We start from the raw sequence: 26,650 nt of genomic DNA, 5'->3' as shown, positions 1-26,650 counted from the left end.
TTTACAGCACGCCCATAAAGACAGAGTTTTTATGGTACCACAGAATAAATCTCTCTCAAATTTATCGTTGAGCTTTAGTATCCTTAAAAAATTTATTGGATATCCATAAATTTTGAAATCTTTTCTTTATCAATCTTCCCATGTATTGCAGTTTATAGGCACTCTTTTAGGAATAAAAAAAAGCCGGACAAATGCCCGGCAAATTTAGAAAATCTCCAGAGATAAAATCAATCTGTCAGATCTTCGTAAGGGAACACTCAAGAAAATGCAATGGGAGGCAACATAATCAAGAGATAGTGTTGTATGTCATTTTATAAGCAGAAGCACAATAAAGACTTAAGCGTATCTGCTATGCAATAAACACATAGCTTTAATTTTTTCTCAATCTTGGACCACTCTCCTTGAATTAAATAAAAAGAGGTTACCCTCGTACCATTGTCCAATTTTCTATGTTATAATAGCCTTCACATTTGGACGCATTTATAAAAAATATTTTATCCTTTTCTGCAAGAGTATTTATTCACACAAACGCCTTCTCCCGTATGACCTAGAATGCTTTCAGCGACCTCATAAGGAGCATCGGTTGTTTCAGCAAGCCAATTCTGTCAACTAGAGTAAAACCCATGCAAATAAGCTTTAAGTTTATTTTTCTCATATACTTTGATGTACAACTATCAGCAAAGTGACCACAAGCTCTAACAAAAAAGTCTTTGTGAGATGGCAGACACGCTTGTTTTAAAATTTCTAATACCTCTCATGATAAAGGCACGCGAAATTTTGTTATACAATCGATCTTTCATATTCTCAAATCAAGGATGATAGAGATATTCACCTTCAAATCTGATTTTTATGAATATGACATAAGGGAAAAGAATGTCGCCCCCTGTAAGAATAAGTAAACGCAAAATCAGTTGTGGTTACGGCTGTTATTTGGCAAAGTATTTTGTAAAAAGTCGAAATATTTCCCCAATCCATTGCCGGTATGTTTTGAGTTTTATAGAGTTGTTTACTTAAGAAAGTCCGTGCTTATTTTGCTACTTATAGATCAACATCCAAATCTAACGCTCCACAGCATGTTTGAAATAAATCTTAAGATGGTTCAGCGCTTTACGAGCTGTATTAGCTTTTATATGCTAGTCAGCTTTCAAAAGTCTCTAGAGAAATATTCTTTAAGTAACAGAAATTGCTTATTGCCTCACGCTTTTGTTTATCGCATTCTTTAATGCGGTCATAACCTTCATGTAAATACAGATCATTATTGCATTGCATACTCATGCACTTTTTTAAGGGATATCTCTAAGGCATCCATCCTATCTCGCGATAGCGCCCTGTAAATGTTATAATGATAAAGCCATTTCCCTCCGCATGCAAAGGAGCAAGACAGCACTTCCCACTCTTTGCTAGCCCTAAAATATTTCAACGGCCCTTGGCACTTGAGACCGTTCAAAAGAGGCATGGCTTTCTTGTACAATTTTTATCTACATGTTCCCCCCACTTGTGACGTACAAGCAAGTGATTTTGATTGATTCAATATGGGAAAATTTGAAACGAAAGAATATTACGAGAGTCTTAAAGTCAAAACGACTAATTATTTCTTATAAATTAAAGCAATGAATATTAAAAAGACCACTGACGCGCTTTTAAAAAAATATAATCTCTAAAAGCATTCAACCTTGCCAAATTCTTTAAATTATAGGGATAACAAAAAAAGGTATCAAAAGAAGGAATATCAACCATATCAGGAAAAAGACGTACCAAGTGCTCATTATTGTTGACAATATAATCAGGCAGTACAGCAATCCCAAGATCACGCATAAGCGCATTCTTGATTGAGATGATATTGTTGATTTGTAGGACCGAAACGCGCAATGATCCATCACTTCTACCAGCTTTTTCCAACCAATTTAAACCCGACAAATAAGGGGGAACCGGTTCACCAAACGAAATAATACGATGCTCATCGAGCTCAGACAATTTTTCAGGTTTTCCATAATTTGCAATATACTTTTCCGAAGCATAAACATGCATATGAATTGTAAATAATTTTCTTTGTATAAGGTCGGGTTGCTGGGGTTGATGGAGACGAACAGCACAATCTGCATGGCACATCGTCAAATCAAGCTCTTCATCGGAAAGCAAAAGCTGAACCTGCATATCAGGATAAAGACTAAGAAATTCTGGCATACGCTCTGCAATCCACCCAGCCCCCATTCCAAAGGTTGAAGTCACACGTAAATGCCCCGTTGGTTTTGCATAGCTTTCACTCAATTGCAAACGTACACTTTCAAGCTTCATCAAAACATCATGCGCTGTACGATAAAGAGTTTCTCCCTGTTGTGTAAGAATCAAACCACGCGCATGACGCTGGAATAAAGATACCCCAACTTCTTGTTCTAAAGCCGAGACCTGTCGTGAAACTGCTGATTGGGATAAATGAAGCTTTTGGGCAGCATGCGTAAAAGATCCCGCTTCTGCTGCTGCATGAAAAACCCTTAACTTATCCCAATCCAACGGTGGCGCCACAATTAATTCTACCTCTAGATTCTCTCTATTCTCAATGAATTATGAACGCTTAGATAGATCTAAAAACCGTTCTGCTTCTAATGCTGCCATACATCCCCTTCCCGCGGCTGTTACAGCTTGGCGAAATGTTTCATCTGTTACATCCCCCGCAGCAAAAACACCAGCAATGCTTGTTGCTGTTGAATCCGGTGCTGTCCATAAATAGCCGCTTTGTTTTTGTTTCAGTTGTCCTTCAAATAAAGAAACAGCAGGATCATGCCCAATGGCAATAAATATTCCCTCTGCTTCCACTTTCATCTCATAACCTGTTTTAACATTTTTCAAACGTGCCCCTGTTACAACAGCTCCCCTTGCCCCCTGAGCTGGAAGCCCTATAATTTCTTCGACTACATGATTCCAAAGAACACGTACATTATTACAAGCAAGCAACCTATCTTGCAAAATTTTCTCTGCCCGAAACTGTTCTCTCCGATGAACCACGCTTACACTTTTTGCTATATGCGATAAATAAAGGGCCTCTTCAACAGCTGTATTTCCTCCTCCTACAACAATAACATCCTTATCTCGGTAAAAAAAACCATCACATGTAGCGCAAGCAGAAACACCACCACCCATAAAGGTCTGTTCACTTTCTAAACCAAGCCAGCGCGCTTTGGCTCCTGTTGCAACAATCAGTGCATCACAAGAATATTGGGTTCCTGAATCCCCATATAAGACAAAAGGATACTTTAATAAATCTGTCTTTGTAATCGTATCATAGATAATTTTTGTCCCCATATTCTCAGCTTGTTTTGCCATTTGTTCCATCAACCATGGTCCTTGAATGGGGTCAGCAAAACCTGGATAATTTTCGACATCCGTTGTAATTGTCAATTGTCCACCCTGCTGTAAGCCTGTCACTAAAACCGGCTGGAGCATTGCTCGTGCCGCATAGACCGCCGCTGTATAACCAGCCGGACCTGAACCGATAATCAGCAGACGAATATGCGATTGTACCATTCAATCCCCTTCATTTTTTACAACTTAATAATTCTATAAATTATAACGGAACGTAGTCTTTTAAAAAAATATTTTTCAATAGTCTCAATTATGTTATATACACTTCTTTTTAAGTTTTATGAAAAGGTCTGATGACCAATTCATCAAGGCATGCTGATGTTAAGAATTAATCTTTATCCTATAAAAAGAAAAACGTAAATTCTTATGAGCACAAAACCATAATAAAAAAAGATACAAAGATAGGGAACGGTCATTTTTCAGTTTATTATCAATGTCTGTGCACGTTTTGCGTTAATCATGGGAGGAGCGATGCTTTTGCCAATTTTTGTGGATTTGCACGACAACAACCATAATTGGATAACCTTTCTCTATTCTTGTGCCATAACCACCATGTTAGCGACGCTGATTCTTTTAGCAACGAAGGGGGCTACTTGTCGTTTTTCAGCACGGCTTGGCTTTATGCTTACTGTTTGTCTGTGGCTTACAGGAAGTATCGTAGGTGCCTTACCTCTTTATCTTTCCCCTCTTCCCATTTCTCTAGCAGGAGCCATTTTTGAATCTGTCTCTGGAATTACAACAACAGGCTCTACAGTCCTTTCTGGTCTTGATCATTTATCGCGAAGTATTTTGTTATGGCGTTCTATTATATGCTGGATTGGGGGTATTGGTTTTATTGGTTTAGCTCTCTTGCTTTTGCCTTCACTGCGTGTGGGTGGCGTACGCCTTTTTCATATGGAATCATCGGATAAATCTGAGAAAATATTGCCTCGCATCAATCAAATTGCTAACGGAATTATCATCGCTTATGTTGGACTTACATTGGCTTGTATGCTTTCTTATTTCGCTGCGGGTATGAATTTATTTGATGCCATTAACCATGCGATGAGTACAGTAGCAACAGCTGGTTTTTCAACACATGATGCTTCTTTTGGCTATTTTTCTGATACACCAGCCATCTTAATTATTTCAACAATCTTCATGTTGCTTTCTGCTTTGCCCTTCGTACTTTATGTTAAATTAGTCCTTCCTGGACACTCCAAACGCTTCCTTGATCCACAAGTGATTGTTTTTCTCCACATCGTTCTCCTTTTCAGCTTTGCTTTAGCAGCATGGCTACGGTTTCATGATCATCGCGCTTTCCACTTGATTTTCCTTGATGTCATTTTTCACCTTTCATCCATTATTAGCACCACAGGTTACAGCGCTGAAGATTATCAACTTTGGGGACCATTTGCGCTTGGAATTTTCTTCATTGTTTCTTTTACAGGTGGATGTGCTGGTTCTACTTCTGGTGGTATAAAAATCAATCGCCTCATTATTCTTTGGCGTATTACACAAACAAATATAGAAAAACTTCTTTCTCCTAATGTCGTTGTAAAGGCGCGCTACGATCACTCAAATATATCAAATGATGTTGCTCAAGCCGTTTTGTTTTTTGTTTGTCTTTATATGTTCTGCCTTGTTATCGGCACTGCATTTTTGCTGACAACCGGTCTTGACTTCACCTCTGCCTTTACGGGCGTCTTAACAGCACTTTCAAATGTTGGCCCAGGCTTTGGAGATATTATTGGTCCCGTTGGTAATTTTTCTACAATCAATGATAATGCTTTATGGATTTTAAGTTTTCTCATGTTAGCTGGACGTCTTGAAATCATAACAATATTCGTCCTCTTTATTCCCGCTTTCTGGCGTGAACAATTCTAATGCATAGAGCATTGTATTTTACCATGATAAAAAGGCGTGAACAATATGCAAAATAATATTCAATCTTCAATCAATCGACTGAAGGTTTCCTAAAGTTTCAAATAAAATGGATACATAGAACATCCTTTTTTACAAATAATCTCTCATGAAAAAATATGAATATTTGCTGATAAAAATGTTTTTTTCTAATAAGTCATCGCCTTATAAACACATGCCATTTATTACAAGCTTGTTAAAAAAACATCTCACAATGCTCTTCACCCCCATTACACCACAGTCTTCATGAAAATTATAAAACAAGCATTATTACTTTTACTTCAATCACAAGCTGCAAGTCGGTACCACAAAATAAGATATAAATAGCACCACCATACTATTTTCTTTCTATTAATGTTATACAGCCTGTATTTCAGATAATTTATAAGAAATCTCTTTACACCTTATCTTCAATAGTTTTTATCCACCATATGCCATCTTCCAATTGTGATATGCAAAAAGATAGTTCTCATTGATTTAATATCAACAAATTTGACATGAGAAAATCTTATTCAAATTGAAGAGGTAAATTATCCATATGAATCAATATATTGATCTTAGACCTATCTTATTATGAATTTATTGAAAATATGTATGACTATTTTATCCATAGTGATACCGTCATTTTCTTTTTTAAGATAAGAAAGCATTTTTTTGCTATCTATTTAAGTCTTACAAAACGAACAATATCAGAACAACACCTTTAAGATAGTGCATAAATCTCTAGTTTTGAGTTAAAGCATTATTTTTTTATTCCCAAATATCACTAGAATAAAAATAACCTTTAAGGAAAACACTTTTTATCATTCCTCAAGAAGATTTTTGATATAATACTAAGAATTAAGATATTTTTTCCGCAAAAAGTTCTTCGTAAACACTTTCAATATCGCTTGCCTCTTTTTCCAAAGGAAAATGCGTACGAACATACATTAAAGCTTTCTTTCCGGCTGCCAATGTTTTTTCTACATCAGCAAAATAAGATTCAATAGCTGCCGTTAAAGCCGGACCATCTCCTGCTTTTACAACCGTTCCTGTTTCCTCCACCACCAATTCTTTATATGCTCCCGCATCACTGGTCACAACTGTAACCTGTGATGCCATTGCCTCTAAGGGGGTTAAACCAAAACCTTCTGTACGAGAAGGGGCAACATAAAGTGACAGGCGACGATACCACAAAGGAATGTCTAAAATCTCACCAAGAAAAATAATGCGCTCTTCTAACCCCGCTTCTGCAATTTTTTGGCGTAATTTTTTTTCAAATTTATAATGTTGCTCCGTCGTTCGACCAGCGATAAGTGCTGTCCACTCAGGATAGTGGGGCAATAATGCTATCATTGCCTCGACAAACAAATCTGTTCCCTTTGAGCTGCGCACACGTCCAAAACATCCTATCGCATATTTTCCTGGAAATCCTGTCGAAGCAAAGTAATCATCAAGAGTCTGTGGAGGAGTAAAACGCCTCACATCCACCCCATGCATAATAACCTTATGAGGAACTTCTAGATAAGCGCCCGTATGCGTACTGGTCGCAATAATCCTATCCATACGGCGAATCAACCATTTGGTAAAAGGCTTATGATGGCGTTGTGAAGCCGATGTAAAGATAAGTTTCAGCTTCATTTTCAAGATATCACGCAAAAAGATTCCACAAAGCATCTCGATATTGCGCCTTGCATGCCAAATACGAAACGACTTCCCTTTCGGACTTTTCCAAAGTCCGAAAAGGTCTCTAAAAGCAAGAGCCGGCAATTCTTTTGGTAATCCACCCCCCAGAGTAGATATACGCACCCCTTGTTCGCGCATCAATGGAACAAGCTGAATAATCGTAGATGTCACTCCCGACAAACGCCTTTTAAAGTGAGGCGCTATAATCTCAGTTTCTTCCAAAGACACACGCATAACAATTTAGATGTACTGAACCTTAATGATTTCATAATTATGCGCACCACCAGGCGCATTCACTTCAATCACATCCCCCTCTTGCTTGCCAATGAGTGCGCGTGCAATCGGTGAAGAAATAGAGATTTTACCAATCTTTACATCAGCTTCTTGATCCCCTACGATCTGATACACCTTTTTTTCTTCAGTATCCTCATCCAAAAGTTTAATGGTCGCTCCAAATTTGATTTTGTCGCCTGAAAGACGAGAGACATCGATAACCTCTGCCCGCGCGATATAATCTTCAAGCTCATTTATACGCCCCTCATTATGACTTTGTGCTTCTTTAGCAGCATGATATTCGGCGTTTTCTGACAAATCACCATGGGCACGCGCCTCAGAAATTGCTTCAATAATTCGTGGACGTTCCTGTTGTTGACGCCAACGCAACTCTTCTTTAAGACTTTCAAAGCCAGCTGTAGTCATCGGAACTTTTTCCATAATCCGTCCCTTTCTATTACACGGAAGGTTTAATAAAAATACAAAAAACGGCTTCCAAAATTGCTTTTGGAATCCGAAAACTACGATCTTTTCTATTATATAGTACAGTATCTCTGTTTTCCATATAAAAATAAATAAAGGAAACAAAACATGCATTAATAGTGTTTAAAACATCTCATTTTGGTGTTTAAAACGTTAAACTCTACTCTCCCTTAAAATCTCATAAAGAAGAAAGAATTGTAATTTTTTTTATTTTATCATAGTCTAGCAAAAGAAATCATATGGTATACGAAGAGAGAAGGATTATTTCTAAAGAAGTTCTTTGCAGAAAAATGAAAATTTTCGTCATTTTTTTCATGTTGGGCCCTTTATTTTTAGCCACAACAATGTCTAAGGCAGCAGATGCCTTTGTGACAACGAATCTTAATTTTAGAACAGGTCCCAGCACTCAGTATGCACTTTGTGGCTTAATCTCTGCTGGAGAGTTGGTTTTTGTTAAAAATTGTGAAGGAAATTGGTGCCATATCCAATATAACGCTCAAATAGGCTGGGTGTCATCTCGTTATCTTTCATTTAAAGATGGAAATGATCTTTATCACACATACACAATGTCTTTAGTTGAAAAACCGTAGTCTTTAGTTTCAAAACAGACCCCATATGATTATTCTCCATAACAACCATAATAGCTTATGCCCTCTTGAAGATCATCATGGTAGGAATGCAATAGTGTCACGAACAAGCACCAATATGCCCCTTCCCAAGAAACCTTTCGCAGAATTATTCCTCTCATAGAAAAAACTTGATCAATATCCTCATGAATATTCCAGTAAACCAAAATAAACCTGTTCAATAATATTTTTCTGTTATCGTAATAAAATTGTAAAAAATAGTATTTCCTTTAGAATCACCAGCGCTTTTCTATCAAAGGATACAACAATGAAAAATGGTGTTACTGCAACCGTAGAAGCTCTTTCTGCTCTCATTGCTTCAGGTAATCCTCTTTTTAAGAATGGTGCATTATGGACACCTCACCGCCCTATTCCTCCTGAAAAATCTGAAGGTGGTATTCCGTTTCAACTCGAAACATCCTTTAAACCGTCGGGAGATCAGCCTCAAGCCATTAAAACTTTGGTTGAGGGAATTAAAAAAAATGAGCGCACACAAGTGCTTTTGGGGGTTACTGGCTCAGGCAAAACCTATACAATGGCGAAAGTCATTGAAAAAACACAACGTCCAGCTCTCATTTTAGCCCCCAATAAAACTTTAGCAGCACAGCTTTATGGAGAATTTAAAAACTTTTTTCCTCACAATGCTGTCGAATATTTTGTTTCTTATTATGACTATTATCAACCAGAAGCCTATGTTGCACGCTCTGACACTTATATTGAAAAAGAATCCTCTGTTAATGAACAAATCGACCGCATGCGCCATGCTGCAACACGTGCTATCTTAGAGCGTGATGACGTTATTATTGTTGCATCTGTCTCCTGTATCTACGGGATTGGCTCAGTAGAAACCTATACGGCCATGACTTTACAAATACAAAAAAGGGACAAACTTAATCAACGAAAATTCCTAGCTGATTTAGTTTCTCAACAGTATTATCGACAAGACATTAATTTTATTCGTGGTTCTTTTCGTGTTCGAGGAGATACCATTGAAGTTTTTCCAGTGCACCTTGAAGATCGTGCTTGGCGTATCTCGCTTTTTGGCGATGAAGTAGAAACAATTACGGAATTTGATCCTCTAACCGGACAAAAAACAGGAGACCTTCAATCTATTAAAATTTATGCCAATTCACACTACGTAATACCACGTCCAACCTTAAATCAAGCAATGAAAGCCATCAAAATGGAACTGGTTCAACGTCTTGATGAATTGAATGCTGCTGGACGCCTTTTAGAAGCACAACGCTTAGAACAGCGTACAATTTTTGATTTAGAAATGTTAGAAACAACGGGTTCATGTCCGGGAATTGAAAATTATTCACGTTATTTGACAGGACGAAATCCTGGTGAACCACCACCAACCTTATTCGAATATATTCCACTCAATGCTCTTGTTTTTATCGATGAAAGCCATGTAACGATTCCCCAAATTGGTGGCATGTATCGTGGTGACTTTCGCAGAAAAGCTACTCTAGCAGAATATGGCTTTCGCCTCCCTTCCTGTATGGATAACCGTCCTTTGCGCTTTGAAGAATGGGATGCTATGCGCCCACAAACAATTGCTGTTTCTGCAACACCAGGACGCTGGGAAATAGAGCAATCCCATGGTATTTTTGCTGAACAAATTATTCGTCCAACAGGGCTTGTTGATCCAGAAACAGAAATTCGTCCAGCACGTACTCAAGTTGATGATGTTGTCAATGAAATTCGTAAAACAATTCAAAAAGGCTACCGTACATTGGTCACTGTCCTCACCAAGCGCATGGCTGAGGATTTAACGGAATATCTTCACGAGCAAGGTATTCGCGTCCGCTATATGCATTCCGATATTGATACATTAGAGCGTATTGAAATTCTCCGTGATCTGCGACTTGGCACCTTTGATGTCCTCATTGGGATCAACCTCCTTCGAGAAGGTTTGGATATTCCAGAATGCGGTTTTGTTGCCATACTCGATGCCGATAAAGAGGGTTTCTTGCGCTCAGAAACCTCACTCGTACAAACCATCGGTCGCGCCGCACGTAATGTAGATGGTCGCGTTATTCTTTATGCGGATACAATTACCGGCTCTATAGAACGTGCTTTACAAGAAACACAAAGACGTCGACAAAAACAGATAACCTACAATAAAAAACACCATATAACACCAACCAGTATCAAAAAAAATATCGATGATATTCTCAATGCAGGAAGTGAAAACCATCAAACTCTTACAAATATTTCTAATTTTATCACGCAAAATAACGTGGATCGTAACAATTTAGCAAATCATATTCAATCTCTGGAAAAATCAATGCGTAAAGCAGCAGCAGATCTTAATTTTGAAGAAGCAGCACGACTTCGTGATGAAATAAAACAACTCCAGAAAATAGAACTCGCAATCGCCGATACCCCCTTAAAATAGCCATAGCAAACACCCTACTCATGATCTCATTAACTCTTAAATGATATAAATCTTGACCAAGAAAGTTCATCCATAGATACAAACGTTTTGAAAAATAAAAAATATCTCTCAAAAATACTTTTAACAAAATGGCAAAAAACAAAGAAAAATTTTGCAAACAAATAATCTAACACTCTTAAATAAACCTTGGATTTCTGAAAGCCCACACAAAATATGCACAAACAAAACATGCCCTATAGTTCAATAAAAATGTCTCATACACTGAAGAAAAGGATACTTTAAAAAAAACTTCAAATAAACGTGCATTCAAATAAAACTCATTTAAAAAAAATTCTCAGCTCTTCTCAACTGTCTCAATGTCAAAACCGATCGCAAAATAAAGAACTCATAAAATATAATGACGTCATCACTTTTGTATTTTTTTAAGTTATCGGAACCAGTTGATGCAAGAATTATCTGCTGAATAAAAAGCTTGTTACTCTTGTACAAAATGAGATTTTATAAAATAATTTTTGTCAACCAAAGAGCTCTTTATTCGTTTTGTCAAAATAAAGTCAAAAGTCGTTCAGATTATATTCAGTTTGGCACATGTATGATGTGAAAAAATAGGAATTTAGGTTAAGGAGTGTCGCTATGAGAAAACCGAGTAAATTAGCGGTATTATCAGCGGTATCAGTCACAACCGTTTTGATGCCGCTCAGTATAGCACTTGCAGATATGAAATGGATGCATAGTGAAAATCATATTGAGAAGCAAATAAATGATATGAGAAAAAGTATGGATAAACAAATGAAAGATATGAGGAACGGAATGAATTCCTATGTCCCTTCTTATCATTCTAACAACCGTTCTGCTTTTGAAAGACATTACTCTTCTCATACTTATCCCCACCATCATGTTGATCATAAAAGGCGAGAACATAATCGTCATCATGTTGAACACAAAACATATCATTATACTGAGCGCAAAAAGATAACACATCATCATATACATGAACATCATGTAACGCGTGATAACTCAGGGGATGCTTTAGCAGCAGGTATTCTTGGTCTTGCGGCAGGAGCAATTCTTGGCAATGTTTTGAAAAAACCTGAACAGCCACAAATTATCTATCAACCTGTACCACAAGGACAGGTCGTGTATCAAGAGGTTCCGCAAGTGGTGTATCAAGAGGTTCCCCAAACCCAAATCATTTATGAATCTCAGTCAATAACCACATACCAACCGTTCCATCAACCATGGACTCGTGGCTGGCTCCAATATTGCAAGAAAAAATACCGTTCATTCAACCCCCGCACAGGTACTTTTAGAGGCTATGATGGACAAGACCACTTTTGTTATGCTCCATTGAACTAACATCTTTGCTTTGGCTTAGAAAAATTTAAGTGGCTCCAAAACGCTTTAGAGCGTTTTGGGGTTATGTATTAAGCTCTTGAAGAAAAGGATTCCACTGACGCTCATAGCCGATATGACTTCCAGGGCCATGCCCACAGATAAAACGAACATCATCCCCTAAAGTTAAAACTTTTTCTCGAAGTGATTTCATCAATTTTTCATGAGAACAAAAAGGAAAATCTGTACGTCCGATAGAACCACGAAAGAGAACATCACCCAGTAAAGCGAAACGTTCTTTTTCATTAAAATAAATAACATGACCAGGAGAATGCCCCGGTGTATGAAAAACCCTGAACACATGTCCAGCAAAATGGACACTATCGCCATCCTCTAACCATTGATCAGGAATACACACACAAGCATCTGTGATACCATAGCTTCTTGCACTCTCAACGACAGAATCCATCACAGGTTTATCATCGCAATGTGAACCAATAATTTTAGCATTAAGGGCTTCTTTAGCGTGCATTGCAGCTCCCACATGATCAAAATGACCATGTGTTATCCAAATCGCTTCAACGGTAATACCCTTCTTTTTAATGACTTCTTGAATTTGAAGCCAATCTCCACCAGGATCCACTAAAACCCCTACTTTTTGTTTTTTATCAAAAAGCAGAGTGCAATTTTGCTGAAAAGGCGTAACCGGAATAATATGTGCACTAAAATGACTCATGAAATCCTTTTTAAAACAAATCTTTTCAAGCTTGCTGTCTTCAAGCTTACAAGGAATATTTCCCTTCTTCTATAGGATAGCCTGCTCGACAGTTCTATGCAACTTATGTAAAGTTAAATTTTTTGAAAAAATAATTTAAAGGTTTTGAAGAATGACCAATCACGTTCAAGTTTTGTGTGACGATGCCCCTCACCTTCTTGTGATTGATGACGATACACGTATTCGCAATCTTTTATTTCAGTTTCTCATTAAAAATGGATTTCGTGTTTCAGTTTCAGCCAATGCCAATGAAGCCAGACGACTGTTGGCACGTTTAGATTTTGACCTTCTTGTTGTTGATGTCATGATGCCTGGTGAAAACGGTATCAGCCTTACCCATTCACTCCGCCAAACAAAAGAAGTTCCTATCCTCATGCTAACGGCTTTATCAGAAACAGACAGTCGCATCCGTGGATTAGAAGCAGGCGCAGATGATTATCTGGCTAAGCCGTTTGATCCTCGTGAACTTCTCCTTCGCATCAATGCCATTTTACGACGAGGTTTTCCCCTTAACCAACCCAAAATTGAGCAAATCGTTTTTGGGCCTTATATATTTTCAATTTCACGGCGCGAACTCAAAAAGGGAGGAGAAATTATTAAGTTAACCGATAAAGAACAAAAAATGATGGTCATTTTTGCCGAAAATGCAGGAAGCATCATTCCGCGCCATCAATTTGCAATGGATGACAACGCTATCAGTGAACGTGCGATTGATGTACAAATCAACCGCCTTCGTCGTAAGATCGAAAGAAATCCAGCACTACCCATATGGCTCCAAACTGTGCGAGGAATAGGGTATAAACTCTCAATTGAATAGGCATAAGAATGATTAAACCTTTAAGATTTTTTTTTCGATGGTTAACGAAAAAGATGCCTAAACGGCTTTACGCCCGCTCTTTGATCATTATTATCGCTCCCATGGTGCTTCTGCAAACGGTTATTGCTTACGTCTTTATGGAACGTCATTGGCAAATGGTAACTGAGCGTCTTTCAACAGCTGTCGTGCATGATATTTCAGCCATTATTGATATTATTGAAACATATTCGAAGCAAGATAACTATGAAGATATAAAACGTATTGCACAACAGCGTATGGGACTAAACATTGCTATTCTCCCCCCTGCACCTCTTCCTCCTCTAGGACCCAAACCATTTTTTGCAATTCTTGATTATTTTCTCAGTGAAGAAATCACCCGCCAAATTAATCGTCCCTTCTGGATTGATACCGTAGGGGATTCTGATCTTGTTGAAATCCGTATCCATCTTGGTCACAATATCTTGCGCGTCTTTGCTCCACGCAGCCAAGCTTATGCTTCCAACACTGCCATTTTTTTAAGCTGGATGGTAGGAACAGCCCTTGTTTTATTACTGATAGCAATTTATTTTTTGCGCAATCAAATTAAACCCATTCAACAATTGGCTGAAGCAGCTGAAAGTTTTGGACGTGGTCGTCCTTTACCAAAAGGATTTCAACCACAAGGAGCCGATGAAGTTCGTCGTGCTGGCATTGCTTTTTTACGCATGCGCGAACGTATTGAGCGGCAAATAGAACAACGCACCATGATGCTCTCAGGTGTAAGCCATGATTTAAGAACTATTCTTACACGTTTTAAACTTCAGCTAGCATTAGCAAATACTGATTTTGATATTAAACCGCTTGAGCAAGATGTCAGTGATATGCAACATATGTTAGAAGATTATCTTGCTTTTGCCCGTGGTGAAGGAAATGAAAGTGTCAAGACCTTTGATCTCAATGCTCTTATGCAAAAATTCTCCGCCGATGCTCATCTTCACAAACGTCAATTTTCTTACATCATTGAAGGCCCTACACAAATACAAGTACGCCCCCGTGCTTTCACACGCTTGGTTAGCAATCTTGTCTCAAATGCATTTTGTTACGGTGCGACCATTAAATTAACAGCCAACTCTCAACAGGAATCTTTTATATTGATCATCGATGATGACGGACCTGGAATTCATAAAGATATGCGTACAGAAGTTTTTAAACCTTTTTTCAGAATTGATAAAGCACGAAATCAAGATGCAAGTGGAACAGGACTTGGTCTTTCTATTGCCCAAGACATAGCGCGCAGCCACGGTGGCAATATACAACTCGATGAGAGCCCTCTGGGGGGATTACGCGCTATTCTTGATATCCCCCTATGAGCAATCTTTTCAGTAAACCGTCTGTAAAAAATAGCAGACTTGATATTTTAGGCATTCCCTACAGTTTCAAACAAAGTATATTGCAGTGCCTTATAAGCGCTTTCTCCCGATAAAGCCACCATCTGAAAGGCAACATAATGGCTTTCACAGGCTTTAAGTGCGTGTATCAACAATGTTTCAACCTGTATATGGGATGGATGCACGCCACCCGCTAAAAGAAGACCTTGCCGATAAATAATCGAATTATTCCTTTGCCAGTAATCAAAATGTCCCAACAACAACTTTTCATTAATCGCTAGCAATAAGCGCTGTATTTCAGCTGTTCGAGCATTTTCAATAGAAAGATCAAATGAACAAGCCAAATGAAGTGCTTCTTGCTCTTCGATCCATGAAAAAGCAAGACGATAATTTGCCCGTTTTCCTTCCACACAAACACTAATTTCATCTTGTGCATCCCGCTCAAACGACCAATCATATTCACAGGCAATCTGTTCGATAAAATCAACAGGATGCTCTTTTCTTTCTGTGGCGCAAAATGCAAGCCTCATCACAATCCTCAATCATCTTAAAACATTGTCAATAGAATATAAACCACCTAAATTGTAACAATATTTTGTTACAATCAGAACCTTTACACCACACAAATACACATTAAAAACATTGATACTATACCCCCCAGAAAACAATCGCACTCTCTAGGGTAACCTGATCATCATAAAACGAATCATCAAGTCTTTTCAGTGTATTGATACAATTTCATAGCGCCAGCCCCCTTGATTCAAAAAAATGCATTTTACCCCCAAAAAAATTAAAAACAAACAAATGCTCCGCTCTAACAGACTCAAGATTAAGCATTTTTTAGTTTCACGCATCATATTGAAAAATTGGGGATATTTTTTTGAAGATTCTTTTTTTAGAGAAACTATTTTACTTTTTTTCGTATCTGCTTTTTTTCCAAATCATCTTTTTCTAGATCATCAAGACGTCTTTTTAACTCAGCATTATCAGCATGAGCCTTCAGCACCATCTCCTTAAAGGTCTCAAATTCTTCCCGTGAAACAAGATCAAGTTTATTGGCTATCTTTTCAGCTTGCACACGGAAAGCAGTTCCAGCTTCACGTCGTATACCCTGCGCAACATCAGCGGCATCTGTTGCTAATTTTGCTAATTCATCAAGAATACGGTTTGATCCATTACGCATAATATTTTTCCTTAAATATTAATTATTGACGCACGCATTATAGCGTATTCTCATAACATTTAGATACTGTAATTTGTTCCTTTTACCCTATTTTTGTCCTATTGTGCCGATTTTTCATAATAATTTTTTACCATAATAAACTAGTGGAAATCTATTCCCCTTTTTGAGTTATTTTCTTCCTGACTTGACCGTTGAGCATTCATCTGTCATTCCTGATCATAAGAGTCACTTCATATCCATCTCATATAATGTAAAGTGCTTAATTCATGAACAATTTCGTCTGTCCAGCCATTGCTTTTCCATCTTTTCTTGATCCTGTTATTATCCAGCTAGGCCCCATAACACTTCATTGGTACGGACTTGGTTACGTTGTGGGTATTCTCTTTGCTTGGTGGTATGCGCAAACATTATTAAAAAAGCCATCTCTATGGCATAACAACCGCCCTCCTATGGCTAAAGAGAAGATTGGAGATTTTGTTGTCTGGTCTGCCATCAGTGTTGTTGTCGGAGGGCGTTTAGGACAAGTCCTTGTATGGGATCCTCTTTATTACTTTAGTCATCCAAGTTCTATCATTGCCGTATGGGATGGGGGAATGTCCTTTCATGGTGGTCTCATTGGCATTATCATTGCAATGATTTTGTTCGCTCGTAAAAATAACATTAACATACGAGCCATGTTTGATATCATTGCTGCCGGAGCACCTATCGGTATTGGCATTGTACGAATCTGCAATTTCATCAATCAAGAATTATGGGGCAACGTTACCACACAACCTTGGGCAGTTTGTTTTCCCCTAGATCCTTACTATTTACCGCGCCATCCAAGCCAACTTTACGAAGCATTCATGGAAGGATTTATTCTCTTCATTATTCTCTTCATTGTTATTTTTGCCTTTAAAGCATTCAAACGTCGTGGGACTGTGTCGGGAATATTTATTATAGGTTATGCAATTGCACGCAGTATCTCAGAAGTTTACCGTGCTCCTCAAGAAGATCCAGAATGGTTCTCTACTCTTTTTCACTCTACAGGCTTTACTTATGGTATGGCTTTATCTCTTCCCATGCTTCTGTTAGGGTTTTATCTCCTCCTTCAAGCATTTAAAGACAAATCTACCGAAAATGACATCCCTCAAAGAAAGAATTAAAGAAATTATCGCATCTCATGGCCCCATTCCTGTCAGTAAATATATGACATTGGCGCTTACAGATCCTCAATTTGGTTATTATCAAACACAAACACCTTTTGGACGCACTGGTGATTTCATAACAGCCCCCGAGGTGAGCCAATTATTTGGAGAAATGATTGGCATTTGGCTTCTTGCCAGCTGGAAAGCTCAAGATTGTCCTCATCCTTTTATTCTCGCTGAGATAGGTCCAGGACGTGGAACTTTGATGGATGACATTTTGCGAACTATCCAAAAGCTTTCTACAACAGCATTTAATGCTGCTGAAATTTTTCTGATTGAAATAAGTAAAAAACTCGCAAAAGAACAAAAAAAGCGCCTTTGCTCTTATCAAAAAAAAATTCATAGCATTGAAAATTTTAATCAAATTCCTTCAAAACCTCTCTTCCTCATTGGCAATGAATTCCTCGATACACTCCCCATCAACCAATATATTAAAGTCAATGGAGAATGGAAAGAACGCTGCATTACAATCAATCAAGATGGAGATTTCATCTTTATTGCGGCCCCGCATAAACTTCCCTCTTCTTGTCTACAAACCTATTGTTCTAAAATCCCTGATGGAACAATTTTTGAACATGCCCCCTTACGACATCAATTCATGCAACAAATCAGCCACCATTTAGTGCAAGTAACAGGTTCTGCTTTGCTTATCGATTATGGTGCTTGTGATCTTGCCTTTGGCGATACCTTGCAAGCACTCTCACAACATAGATTTCGTGATGTTTTTGAGGCTCCTGGTGAACATGATTTAACATCCCATGTTGATTTTTCTTTTTTAAAAAATATAGCTCTTGAACAGGGCTGTTTTGCTGAAGTCTTTGAACAAGGAGATTTCCTTTTTAAAATGGGGCTACTGGAGCGTGCAAAACAACTTGGAGCGGGTAAAAGCGCTTCCTTGCAAGACAAAATCCATCAAGATATCGAGCGGCTCGCTGGCCCCAATCAAATGGGCAAACTATTTAAAGTTTTACATTTTAGTGATAAAAATATATCCATCCCTCCCCGATTTTGATGATCAGCATTTTTTTCAAGAAGCACATTATTATCTGAAATATTCATTGATAAATACAAACATCTCTCCCACTTCAAATAATCCCCATAAGGAACTTTTATGAAGCCTATCCCTCATCCCATCCTCGCAAAAAATCTTTCTCCTTTACACACCCATGGGATAAAACATGGATTTTTTACACGTCAAGCTGGTGTTTCAAAAAATTCTTATCATGACCTTCATGTCGAAAAAAGATCAAGTGATCAAACTGAACATAGTGTAGAGAATCGTCTTTTGATCGCTGATTATTTTTCTACTAAGGTGCAAAATCTCGTCACCGTCCATCAAATACACTCCTGTAACGTTGTCGTAGCCCATCAAGAAATTATCGGTGCTCCTCCTAAAGCTGATGCTCTTGTTACGACCACACCTGATCTCGTTATTGGGGTTCTTACAGCTGATTGTGGCCCAATATTGTTTGCTGATCCACAAGCTGGCGTCATCGCCGCAACACATGCTGGCTGGCGCGGAAGCTTAAATGGAATTATCGAGAAAACAATTGCTGTTATGGAAAAACAGGGAGCCAAAAGACAATCAATAACAGCAGCTCTTGGACCTTGTATTGGCCCACACCACTATGAAGTAACAAGTGAATTCTACAACCAATTTATTGAGAGTCATAGAAAATTTCAAAAATATTTTTTAAAAACAGAAAAAGCCAATCATTTTCATTTTAATCTATGGGCATTTATTATAAATCAACTCAAAGAAGCCGGTGTTAATGCTTCTTGCGTAGAGCTTTGTACCTATCAAAATGAACAGAATTTCTTTTCTTATCGACGTGCAATACACCGCAACGAACCTGATTATGGGCGGCAAATTTCTGCTATTATGTTGAAATAAATATTTTTTGCCTCACAAAAAGATCAAAACCACAAACAAAATAATGCCAATAAAATAAGTAAGCTTTTTTCTACTATGCTTTTTTCATAAAAATTCTTACTAGCTTCATAAAACACAAAAAATATAGCTTGAGAAATAAAACGAACTCTTCTTTTCAATGTTTGCTTATAATGACCTTTAACACGTCATTATTTAAACCTAAAATATCATTGAAACTGTTTTTTCAATCAAATAATTGAAGAAAAAGCTAAGCTAGCTGATTAAAAATATCTTCACTGCCTTCACTCTATCTACAAACAATGACATATCAATTTTTTAAAACATCTAGAAATACCAAAAAATAAAAAACATGACGCGCATCATGATCAGCAAAAGCAACCTTAGAACCGTAATATATCAAGGATTGTAGAGATAAAAAATATTTCTGAATTATGAAATAAAATTCATCATGCTATGGGCTATCTCACTTTTGAAATACAAGAGCATACCTATTTAAATGAAACTTTATAACAAAGCTTTTTAAGCGATCTCACTCATCAATGATCACAACAGATAAAATGAAACAGTCTCTCTTTATCAGAGAATTCCCCCGTACAAATAAACCGCATCCTTTATTTTTTCTTAACAATTTCAAAAATTAATTCTAAAAGAAACAAAAATTTTGGAAAAAGAGAAAACATACCGCATAGCTCTTTAACAATAATCGATAAAATTGTAAGGCTTTTGTAATTGTTTTCTTGCAATTTAATAAAAAGAAATTAAAAACCGTGTCGCATTCCTGTCATGATTATTCAGAGGTTCTATTATGAAACTTTTCTGCGGAAATTCTAATCCACGCCTTGCTGAAGATGTTACAAATTATCTGAACATACCCTTAGGCAAGGCAACTGTAAAGCGCTTTGCTGATCAAGAAATTTTCGTAGAATTGCATGAAAATGTACGTGGACAAGATGTTTTTGTTTTGCAATCGACATCTTATCCTGCAAATGATCATTTGATGGAATTGCTCATCATGATTGATGCCCTGCGTCGTTCTTCTGCGCGTCGTATTACAGCTGTAATACCTTATTTTGGCTATGCCCGCCAAGATAGAAAACCTGGACCACGGACTCCCATTTCTGCAAAACTTGTTGCCAACCTGATTACTGAAGCAGGTGCTCATCGTGTTTTAACGTTGGACCTTCATGCTGGACAGATTCAAGGTTTTTTTGATATCCCTACGGATAATCTCTATGCTGTTCCAGTCATTGCTCGCGATGTCAAAATGCATTACCCTCTTGAAAATGTTATTGTTGTTTCACCTGATGTGGGTGGTGTGGTCCGCGCTCGCTCACTTGCTAAGCGCTTAAACAGTTTGCTTGCTATTGTAGATAAACGTCGCGAACGTCCCGGTGAATCAGAAGTTATGAATATCATTGGGGATGTCTCTGGAAAAGACTGTCTTTTGCTGGATGATATTGTTGATTCTGGTGGAACTTTATGCAATGCAGCCAGTGCACTCCTGAAACACGGTGCAAATAGTGTCACAGCTTACATCACACACGGTGTTCTTTCTGGTAATGCGATCGAACGAATTACCAATTCAGAAATGAAAGAATTGGTTATTACAGATTCAATTATGCCAACAGAAGCCATTGAGAAGGCGCATAATATTCGTGTTTTGCCCATTGCCGATCTCATTGGAGAAGCAATCGCCAGAACAGCAGCAGAACAATCTGTCTCAAGTTTATTTGGTTAAAGTGGTTCTTTGGGATCTCCAGGTGCCGTTTCAACACCAAGATCAGGAAAGGCAACAATACGTTGACCACTAAAATGTGTATGAATAACAATGAGGCCGCGCTCTTCAAAGTAGGTTAAAAGCCGGCGTGCACGACTTAAAGAATGCGTCCCATAAAGTCGGGCCAAAAATGCATCGGATGGGCATGGCTTTCCGCTTAATGCGGCCTGTGCTATATTCAAGAAGACTCCTTGAACATCATCTTCCAAACTTTCTGATATCTGCAAAATATGCTTCCAGTGCTCACTAACAGCTGTTTGTTCATCGACAAAAGCTTGAGCAATCGCCAATTTACGCCGAAATTGTGAAAGATTAAAAGGAATCTGTGGCATACCATGGATACGACAACGAACCGAAAAATCTTGATAAAGTACCGCTGTTGAACGATAAAAGGCTTCAGGATCCTCAAGAATTTCTCGAATAATATGTTCTGCTTGACGATCAAGCTCAACATCAGACAGCTCAGGAAATAAACTTAGGGGTTCTTCCAACACCTCTTGTTTTTTATGCACGACCTCCTCTAACATCTCGTGCATTGATTTTTCTCTTACGGGCTCTCGTATTTGTTTAAATGGCGTTAAAATTTCCTCTGGTGATGCCGTAAAAACGAGTTCTTGTACATCATCCCGTTCTGTTGGAAGTGGCATTAATTTAGGGCTAGAAGAGCGTGCTAAAGTTTCAACAGAACCAATGATAATTGGTAAGGGGCGTCGTGATAAAGCAGGGCCTAAAGCGATAAAATGCCCCCGCTCAAGATCTCTAAACATTTCCGCTTGACGACGCTCCATTCCCAAAAGATCAGCCGCACGCATCATATCAATATCTAAAAAAGTCCGCCCTATTAAAAAGTTTGAAGCTTCAGCAGCAACATTTTTGGCAAGCTTAGCCAAACGTTGTGTCGCAATAACACCAGCAAGACCACGTTTACGTCCTCGACACATAAGATTGGTCATAGCGCTCAGAGAAAATTTACGCGCTTCATCAGAAACTTCCCCTGCTGCAGTTGGAGCAAACAATTGTGCTTCATCAACCACCACAAGCATAGGATACCAATAATCACGCTCCACATCAAATAGTGCCCCAAGGAAAGCCCCCACAGCACGCATCTGTTGTTCAGTATCTAATCCTTCAAGATTAAATACCACCGAAACCCGATGTTGCCGAATGCGATGGGCAATACGCGTCAACTCTAATTCGCTGCGTTGAGCCTCTACAATCACATGACCAAATTTATCTGCCAAAGTTACAAAATCGCCTTCTGGGTCAATTACGCAGTGCTGCACCCACTGAGCACTTTGCTCTAAAAGACGACGTAAAAGATGTGATTTCCCTGAACCGGAATTACCTTGTACAAGAAGACGTGTCGCCAATAACTCTTCCAAATCAAGAAGTGCCGGCATCGATTTATGCAAAGCACGACTCTCTGATACCTCACCTAAGGCAACTTCAACCTTCATAACATCTCCAGTGTTTGATTTTTAATATATCAGCGCCTAGCGGTTGATTCTCTATCCGCACCGCGATTTGTAACATTTCCTCCTTTTTAACGGTAGAAATCATCGATTTTTCCCACAACTCTTGCATCTATGAATAGTTTGAATTATAGAACAAGCTTCTACGTAGACACCCTTGGAGGCAACGTAGAATGGAGCAATCGCTGCTTATCAGCGCATATCTTCATGTCCATGCAAAAACTGTTATTGTTTTTGAAGGATCTCCAATCATGTAAAAAGGACTTAAATTATGAGTAAAAGCTACACTCTTAAGGCCGAAAAACGCGAGCGGGTTGGTAAGGGGTCCTCCCGTGAACTTCGCCGCAACGGTCTTATTCCTGCTGTCATTTATGGTGAAAAACAACCTCCTTTGGCAATAACAGTTCCCTATAAAGAAATTTTCTACAAAATCCATGCCGGTGGCTTTCGTACCACCATTGCAACAATTGTTCTCGACAAGCAAAAGATTATGGTCTTGCCTAAAGATTATCAATTGGATCCTGTGCGTGACTTTCCTTTGCATGTTGATTTCTTACGCATTTCAGCAAAATCCGTTGTGGAAGTGAATATCCCTGTCCACTTCCTCAATGAAGATACAGCACCTGGACTTAAAAAAGGTGGTGTCCTCAATATTGTTCGCCACGAAATTGAATGTACGGCTCCAGCAAATGCTATTCCTGAAGCCATTGAAATTGATCTCTCCAGCTACTCTATTGGTGATTCTATTCACATTTCAGCTGTGCAACTGCCTAAAGATGTGACACCTATCATCCAAGATCGAGACTTTACCATTGCAACCATTGCAGCTCCTGCTAGCTTGGATGTCAATGATGAAACTTCTGAACAAGAAAAGAATGAAGGTGAGACGCAAACTTCATAAAACTCAACAGGCGGGCATTTTTCCCGCCTTAATTTATGCCCCCTCTCACTTCGACTGAAGGTACACATGTGGCTTATTGCTGGTCTTGGCAATCCTGGTTCACAATATCAAAATAACCGCCATAATATTGGTTTTATGGCGGTTGATGCCATTTATCAGTCCTTTTCTTTTTCTCCATGGTCGAAGAAGTTTCAAGCAGAAATCTCCAATGGTTTCATAAATAATGAGAAAGTTTTTCTTATAAAACCGCAAACTTTCATGAATCTCTCTGGTCAAGCGATTGGTGAAGCGTTGCGATTTTATAAATTAGATTTAAAGAATTTGATCATCATTTATGATGAGTTAGACCTGCCACCGGGAAAAATCCGTATAAAAATTGGAGGAGGAAATAATGGGCATAATGGCATTAAGTCTGTTGATGCTCATTGTGGCACTGACTATTGTCGTATACGTATAGGAATTGGTCATCCTGGAAGCAAAGAACTTGTTCATCAACATGTTCTGGGAAATTTTACTAAATCTGATCAAGAATGGCTCCCCCCTCTCTTAAATGCAATTGCAAAAAATATTGCTCTCCTCATAAAAGGTGACAGATCTCTCTTTATGAATGAAGTTTCACAAACGATAAAAAACAGGAACTTGTCCTAACCGCTCCTTTTTCTCATCGGCAAAAAATCAATTCTTCTCTATAGATTTTTATGTAACATATTGATTTATAAAAATTAATTTTTATTTTTTTAATAAAAACGCCCAATATCATAAGATTCATTTTAAATCTTTTGATCGTAAAACAATAAAAACCATTTGGCCTACACTTCACAAGCTGAATGGTTATACGGGTAAAAACTCTCAAAAAAAGAAAGACAAATGCCTCTTATAAATCTTCTCAAAGGAAATGCATTCTGGAACAACACGAAAAGCTAGCAAACAGAATAATGATATTTATACATATCCTTTAAAAACAGAGATCTCTACTCTCTTTTTGGAAAAAGAGAAGATTGGACAGCAAACCAAAATACTCAAAGAGCTCTCTCCAATCTTCCCTTTAGAATTAAAAATCATTTGGTTGAATAGTTGACTGTAGTGGGTCGTAGTCATTTGATTGTTGGCTGTAAACTGTAGACATACTCCTATTGTTTTGCAACACTACGACGCGTGAACCAACGGGAACACGATCATAAAGATCAATAATATCTTGATTGAGCAAACGAATACACCCGCTTGAAATAGCGCGACCAATTGACCAAGATTCATGTGAACCATGAATACGGAAAAGTGTATCTTTCCCATTTTTGAAAAGATAAAGTGCTCGCGCACCCAATGGATTATCGGGTCCTGGTGGCATTCCTTTCCCCAAATGACCATAACGTTCTGGTTCTCGAACCATCATGGCTGCAGTAGGAGCCCAATTGGGCCACCGACGCTTGCGCTGTACAACTCCCTCACCTTCAAATGCTAGACCTTCTTTACCGACCCCAATCCCATAACGCAAAGCTTTTCCATTTTCACCAATAAGGTAAAGAAAACATTCTTGCGTATCGATAACCAATGTTCCAGGTGGATAAGATGTATAATAAATCACTTCTTGTCGCCAAAATTTGGGATCAATTGTCGCAAGATCAACAGCAGGTAACGGATAAGTTTCATTCGTTACAGGACCGTACAAAGCCTGCATTTCCGGTGGAATATATCGAGCTTGTTGCAAAGAAGCCGATGACATATCTGAGTGATGTGTAGCACATCCAGCTAAAGCTAAAAGTGCTGCAATTAAAAAGGCACAACGAGATAACACTCTTCTATTTTCTCCGATTAATTATTTATGCAGACTTGCGTAACATGAAAAACTTAGCACACTATTAACATTAACTCGAAGTTTTCTTAATTATTAAGATAAAAAAAGCAGATTATTCATTGCTGTAAACTTTTTCTCACTTAATCGCAATACAAAGACTATAACTCCTCTGAAAATATGCTATAAAAAAGAGGTTTTGTCTTGTCCAGAAAATCAATAGAAAAGAAAGACTCTCATGGGCTTTAAATGTGGTATTGTCGGATTACCTAATGTTGGGAAATCAACTCTTTTTAATGCATTAACAAAAACAGCCACTGCACAGGCTGCCAATTATCCTTTTTGTACCATTGAACCCAATACCGGTGAAGTTGCTGTTCCAGATTTACGAATGGAAAAAATTGCATCGATTGCAGGTTCAAAAGAAATTATTCCCACACGTATTAATTTCGTTGATATTGCGGGGCTTGTACGAGGTGCTTCAAAAGGTGAAGGTTTAGGGAATAAATTTTTAGCCAATATTCGTGAAGTCGATGCTATTGTCCACGTTTTACGCTGTTTTCAAAATGAAGATATTACCCACGTAGAAGGACGTATTGATCCTGTTTCTGATGCGACAACAGTTGAAACTGAACTCATGCTGGCGGATTTAGAAAGTCTTGAGAGACGAATCGTACAAATTCGTAAACGAGCAACTGGAAAAGATAAAGAAGCTCTCACAATTCTACCCGTTATGGAAAAAGCATTAAATATCCTGCAACAAGGAAATCCTGTCCGCTTATTACTCAAAGATATCTCTTTAGATGAACACCATATTCTAAAGAATTTAAATCTTCTCACTTCCAAACCTGTACTTTATGTTTGCAACGTAAGCGAAAATGACGCCGCTCATGGAAATAGCTTTACCCAAGCAGTTGAAAAAATGGCAACAGAGCAAAATGCGCAAAGCATTATCATTTCTGCTTCTATTGAAGCGGAAATCACACAATTGAGTGAAGCTGAAGCATCAGAATATCTTGATACTCTAGGACTCTTTGAACCAAGTTTAAATCGTCTCATTCGCGCTGGTTACCATTTGCTTGATCTCATTACTTACTTCACCTGCGGACCTAAGGAAACGCGAGCATGGACAATTACACGTGGTACAAAAGCGCCCCAAGCCGCCGGCGTTATTCACTCAGATTTTGAGCGCGGTTTCATTCGGGCCCAAACCATTAGTTACAATGACTATATTGCTCTGGGGGGAGAAAGCGGTGCAAAAGAAGCAGGTAAAGCACGCGATGAAGGAAAAGAATACATTGTGCAAGATGGCGATATCATGTTATTTAAACATAATACCTAAATCTTCACTCTCCCTTAATATTTTATCTTGAAGATCTTGTAATAAGTCCATGGAAGGGTGTTTTAAAAACTTCCAAAGCTCTTCTGAGTAAGAACTGTTGC

Annotated in this window: 22 protein-coding genes; 13 read left to right on the top strand and 9 right to left on the bottom strand. The window is 38.3% G+C overall.

All coding sequences use genetic code 11. The annotated features are described in order from the left end of the window. Positions 1-1,617: 1,617 nt before the first annotated feature. Positions 1,618-2,523 (bottom strand): LysR family transcriptional regulator, encoded by a 906-nt coding sequence (locus CER18_RS01275; protein ID WP_100128307.1) that lies wholly within the window; start codon positions 2,521-2,523, stop codon positions 1,618-1,620. Positions 2,524-2,562: 39 nt separating this feature from the next. After that, a complete protein-coding gene (gene trxB, locus CER18_RS01270) occupies positions 2,563-3,522 on the bottom strand; it encodes a thioredoxin-disulfide reductase (protein ID WP_100128306.1) in 960 nt (319 codons plus the stop codon). A gap of 309 nt (positions 3,523-3,831) precedes the next feature. Here trxB and CER18_RS01265 point away from each other — a divergent pair, with 309 nt between their 5' ends. Continuing rightward, on the top strand, positions 3,832-5,226 hold the full coding sequence (locus CER18_RS01265) for a TrkH family potassium uptake protein (protein ID WP_100128305.1): 1,395 nt from the start codon (positions 3,832-3,834) through the stop codon (positions 5,224-5,226). Positions 5,227-6,102: 876 nt separating this feature from the next. Here CER18_RS01265 and CER18_RS01260 read toward each other — a convergent pair. Continuing rightward, positions 6,103-7,161: a glycosyltransferase family 4 protein gene (locus tag CER18_RS01260; RefSeq protein ID WP_100128304.1), complete on the bottom strand. Its 1,059-nt coding sequence runs from the start codon at positions 7,159-7,161 to the stop codon at positions 6,103-6,105. Positions 7,162-7,167: 6 nt separating this feature from the next. Continuing rightward, entirely contained in the window at positions 7,168-7,641 is a 474-nt protein-coding gene (gene greA, locus CER18_RS01255; RefSeq protein WP_005773808.1) for a transcription elongation factor GreA, read from the bottom strand. A gap of 356 nt (positions 7,642-7,997) precedes the next feature. On the opposite strand from greA, the gene CER18_RS01250 reads away from it, so the two are divergent. The 3 genes from CER18_RS01250 (at position 7,998) to CER18_RS01240 (ending at position 12,069) form a co-directional block, all read left to right on the top strand. Continuing rightward, complete coding sequence (locus tag CER18_RS01250) at positions 7,998-8,273, top strand: SH3 domain-containing protein (protein ID WP_432417130.1); 276 nt, start codon at positions 7,998-8,000, stop codon at positions 8,271-8,273. 304 nt (positions 8,274-8,577) lie between these two features. After that, positions 8,578-10,713, top strand: a complete 2,136-nt coding sequence (uvrB, locus tag CER18_RS01245; protein WP_100128302.1) for an excinuclease ABC subunit UvrB — start codon at positions 8,578-8,580, stop codon at positions 10,711-10,713. Between the two features lie 633 nt (positions 10,714-11,346). Continuing rightward, positions 11,347-12,069: a BA14K family protein gene (locus CER18_RS01240; RefSeq protein WP_100128301.1), complete on the top strand. Its 723-nt coding sequence runs from the start codon at positions 11,347-11,349 to the stop codon at positions 12,067-12,069. 61 nt (positions 12,070-12,130) lie between these two features. On the opposite strand, the gene CER18_RS01235 is transcribed toward CER18_RS01240, so the two are convergent. After that, positions 12,131-12,781, bottom strand: coding sequence for an MBL fold metallo-hydrolase (locus CER18_RS01235; protein WP_100128300.1), 651 nt, complete (start codon positions 12,779-12,781; stop codon positions 12,131-12,133). A 151-nt stretch (positions 12,782-12,932) separates the two neighbouring features. On the opposite strand from CER18_RS01235, the gene CER18_RS01230 reads away from it, so the two are divergent. Together CER18_RS01230 and CER18_RS01225 are read left to right on the top strand one after the other, a co-directional pair. After that, positions 12,933-13,637: a response regulator gene (locus tag CER18_RS01230; protein ID WP_100128299.1), complete on the top strand. Its 705-nt coding sequence runs from the start codon at positions 12,933-12,935 to the stop codon at positions 13,635-13,637. 8 nt (positions 13,638-13,645) lie between these two features. Next, positions 13,646-14,986 carry an ATP-binding protein gene (locus CER18_RS01225; RefSeq protein ID WP_100128298.1) on the top strand — a complete coding sequence of 447 codons (1,341 nt, stop codon included), beginning with the start codon at positions 13,646-13,648 and terminating at the stop codon, positions 14,984-14,986. 47 nt (positions 14,987-15,033) lie between these two features. Here the strand turns inward: CER18_RS01225 and CER18_RS01220 are convergent, their stop codons facing one another. Both CER18_RS01220 and CER18_RS01215 read right to left on the bottom strand, forming a co-directional pair. Further along, the gene (locus CER18_RS01220; RefSeq protein ID WP_100128297.1) at positions 15,034-15,534 is read right to left on the bottom strand and encodes a YbjN domain-containing protein; all 501 of its coding nucleotides are present in this window, start codon (positions 15,532-15,534) and stop codon (positions 15,034-15,036) included. A 374-nt stretch (positions 15,535-15,908) separates the two neighbouring features. After that, a complete protein-coding gene (locus CER18_RS01215; RefSeq protein ID WP_100128296.1) occupies positions 15,909-16,187 on the bottom strand; it encodes an accessory factor UbiK family protein in 279 nt (92 codons plus the stop codon). A 266-nt stretch (positions 16,188-16,453) separates the two neighbouring features. On the opposite strand from CER18_RS01215, the gene lgt reads away from it, so the two are divergent. The 4 genes from lgt to CER18_RS01195 all read left to right on the top strand — a co-directional run bounded on the left by lgt (position 16,454) and on the right by CER18_RS01195 (position 21,006). Next, positions 16,454-17,332: a prolipoprotein diacylglyceryl transferase gene (gene lgt / locus CER18_RS01210; protein WP_100128295.1), complete on the top strand. Its 879-nt coding sequence runs from the start codon at positions 16,454-16,456 to the stop codon at positions 17,330-17,332. Next, positions 17,307-18,386, top strand: coding sequence for a class I SAM-dependent methyltransferase (locus tag CER18_RS01205; protein ID WP_100128294.1), 1,080 nt, complete (start codon positions 17,307-17,309; stop codon positions 18,384-18,386). Before lgt ends, CER18_RS01205 begins: the two co-directional genes overlap by 26 nt. Before the next feature lie 99 nt (positions 18,387-18,485). Further along, entirely contained in the window at positions 18,486-19,268 is a 783-nt protein-coding gene (pgeF, locus tag CER18_RS01200; protein WP_100128293.1) for a peptidoglycan editing factor PgeF, read from the top strand. Between the two features lie 805 nt (positions 19,269-20,073). Beyond that, on the top strand, positions 20,074-21,006 hold the full coding sequence (locus CER18_RS01195; RefSeq protein WP_100128292.1) for a ribose-phosphate pyrophosphokinase: 933 nt from the start codon (positions 20,074-20,076) through the stop codon (positions 21,004-21,006). Here CER18_RS01195 and CER18_RS01190 read toward each other — a convergent pair. Next, positions 21,003-22,502: a helicase HerA domain-containing protein gene (locus CER18_RS01190; protein ID WP_100128291.1), complete on the bottom strand. Its 1,500-nt coding sequence runs from the start codon at positions 22,500-22,502 to the stop codon at positions 21,003-21,005. The genes CER18_RS01195 and CER18_RS01190 overlap by 4 nt on opposite strands. Positions 22,503-22,788: 286 nt before the next feature. Here CER18_RS01190 and CER18_RS01185 point away from each other — a divergent pair, with 286 nt between their 5' ends. Further along, positions 22,789-23,418, top strand: coding sequence for a 50S ribosomal protein L25/general stress protein Ctc (locus CER18_RS01185; protein WP_100128290.1), 630 nt, complete (start codon positions 22,789-22,791; stop codon positions 23,416-23,418). A gap of 66 nt (positions 23,419-23,484) precedes the next feature. Next, entirely contained in the window at positions 23,485-24,066 is a 582-nt protein-coding gene (pth, locus tag CER18_RS01180) for an aminoacyl-tRNA hydrolase (protein WP_100128289.1), read from the top strand. A 403-nt stretch (positions 24,067-24,469) separates the two neighbouring features. On the opposite strand, the gene CER18_RS01170 is transcribed toward pth, so the two are convergent. Continuing rightward, complete coding sequence (locus CER18_RS01170; RefSeq protein ID WP_100128287.1) at positions 24,470-25,210, bottom strand: L,D-transpeptidase; 741 nt, start codon at positions 25,208-25,210, stop codon at positions 24,470-24,472. Between the two features lie 235 nt (positions 25,211-25,445). Here CER18_RS01170 and ychF point away from each other — a divergent pair, with 235 nt between their 5' ends. Continuing rightward, positions 25,446-26,549: a redox-regulated ATPase YchF gene (ychF, locus tag CER18_RS01165; RefSeq protein ID WP_100128286.1), complete on the top strand. Its 1,104-nt coding sequence runs from the start codon at positions 25,446-25,448 to the stop codon at positions 26,547-26,549. The last annotated feature ends 101 nt before the right edge of the window (positions 26,550-26,650 follow it).

This window comes from Bartonella tribocorum (genome assembly GCF_002777915.1).
GTDB classification, from domain to species: Bacteria; Pseudomonadota; Alphaproteobacteria; order Rhizobiales; family Rhizobiaceae; genus Bartonella; species Bartonella tribocorum_A.
Note: the sequence above shows the minus strand (reverse complement) of the source record. Positions and strands in the feature narration are given on the sequence as shown.

Excerpts from the sequence above, each read along its gene's own strand:
- trxB (WP_100128306.1), bottom strand. The coding sequence starts at position 3,522 with ATGGTACAATCGCATATTCGTCTGCTGATTATCGGTTCAGGTCCGGCT.
- CER18_RS01265 (WP_100128305.1), top strand. The coding sequence starts at position 3,832 with ATGCTTTTGCCAATTTTTGTGGATTTGCACGACAACAACCATAATTGG.
- CER18_RS01260 (WP_100128304.1), bottom strand. The coding sequence starts at position 7,161 with ATGCGTGTGTCTTTGGAAGAAACTGAGATTATAGCGCCTCACTTTAAA.
- greA (WP_005773808.1), bottom strand. The coding sequence starts at position 7,641 with ATGGAAAAAGTTCCGATGACTACAGCTGGCTTTGAAAGTCTTAAAGAA.
- CER18_RS01250 (WP_432417130.1), top strand. The coding sequence starts at position 7,998 with ATGTTGGGCCCTTTATTTTTAGCCACAACAATGTCTAAGGCAGCAGAT.
- uvrB (WP_100128302.1), top strand. The coding sequence starts at position 8,578 with ATGAAAAATGGTGTTACTGCAACCGTAGAAGCTCTTTCTGCTCTCATT.
- CER18_RS01240 (WP_100128301.1), top strand. The coding sequence starts at position 11,347 with ATGAGAAAACCGAGTAAATTAGCGGTATTATCAGCGGTATCAGTCACA.
- CER18_RS01235 (WP_100128300.1), bottom strand. The coding sequence starts at position 12,781 with ATGAGTCATTTTAGTGCACATATTATTCCGGTTACGCCTTTTCAGCAA.
- CER18_RS01230 (WP_100128299.1), top strand. The coding sequence starts at position 12,933 with ATGACCAATCACGTTCAAGTTTTGTGTGACGATGCCCCTCACCTTCTT.
- CER18_RS01225 (WP_100128298.1), top strand. The coding sequence starts at position 13,646 with ATGATTAAACCTTTAAGATTTTTTTTTCGATGGTTAACGAAAAAGATG.
- CER18_RS01220 (WP_100128297.1), bottom strand. The coding sequence starts at position 15,534 with ATGAGGCTTGCATTTTGCGCCACAGAAAGAAAAGAGCATCCTGTTGAT.
- CER18_RS01215 (WP_100128296.1), bottom strand. The coding sequence starts at position 16,187 with ATGCGTAATGGATCAAACCGTATTCTTGATGAATTAGCAAAATTAGCA.
- lgt (WP_100128295.1), top strand. The coding sequence starts at position 16,454 with ATGAACAATTTCGTCTGTCCAGCCATTGCTTTTCCATCTTTTCTTGAT.
- CER18_RS01205 (WP_100128294.1), top strand. The coding sequence starts at position 17,307 with ATGACATCCCTCAAAGAAAGAATTAAAGAAATTATCGCATCTCATGGC.
- pgeF (WP_100128293.1), top strand. The coding sequence starts at position 18,486 with ATGAAGCCTATCCCTCATCCCATCCTCGCAAAAAATCTTTCTCCTTTA.
- CER18_RS01195 (WP_100128292.1), top strand. The coding sequence starts at position 20,074 with ATGAAACTTTTCTGCGGAAATTCTAATCCACGCCTTGCTGAAGATGTT.
- CER18_RS01190 (WP_100128291.1), bottom strand. The coding sequence starts at position 22,502 with ATGAAGGTTGAAGTTGCCTTAGGTGAGGTATCAGAGAGTCGTGCTTTG.
- CER18_RS01185 (WP_100128290.1), top strand. The coding sequence starts at position 22,789 with ATGAGTAAAAGCTACACTCTTAAGGCCGAAAAACGCGAGCGGGTTGGT.
- pth (WP_100128289.1), top strand. The coding sequence starts at position 23,485 with ATGTGGCTTATTGCTGGTCTTGGCAATCCTGGTTCACAATATCAAAAT.
- ychF (WP_100128286.1), top strand. The coding sequence starts at position 25,446 with ATGGGCTTTAAATGTGGTATTGTCGGATTACCTAATGTTGGGAAATCA.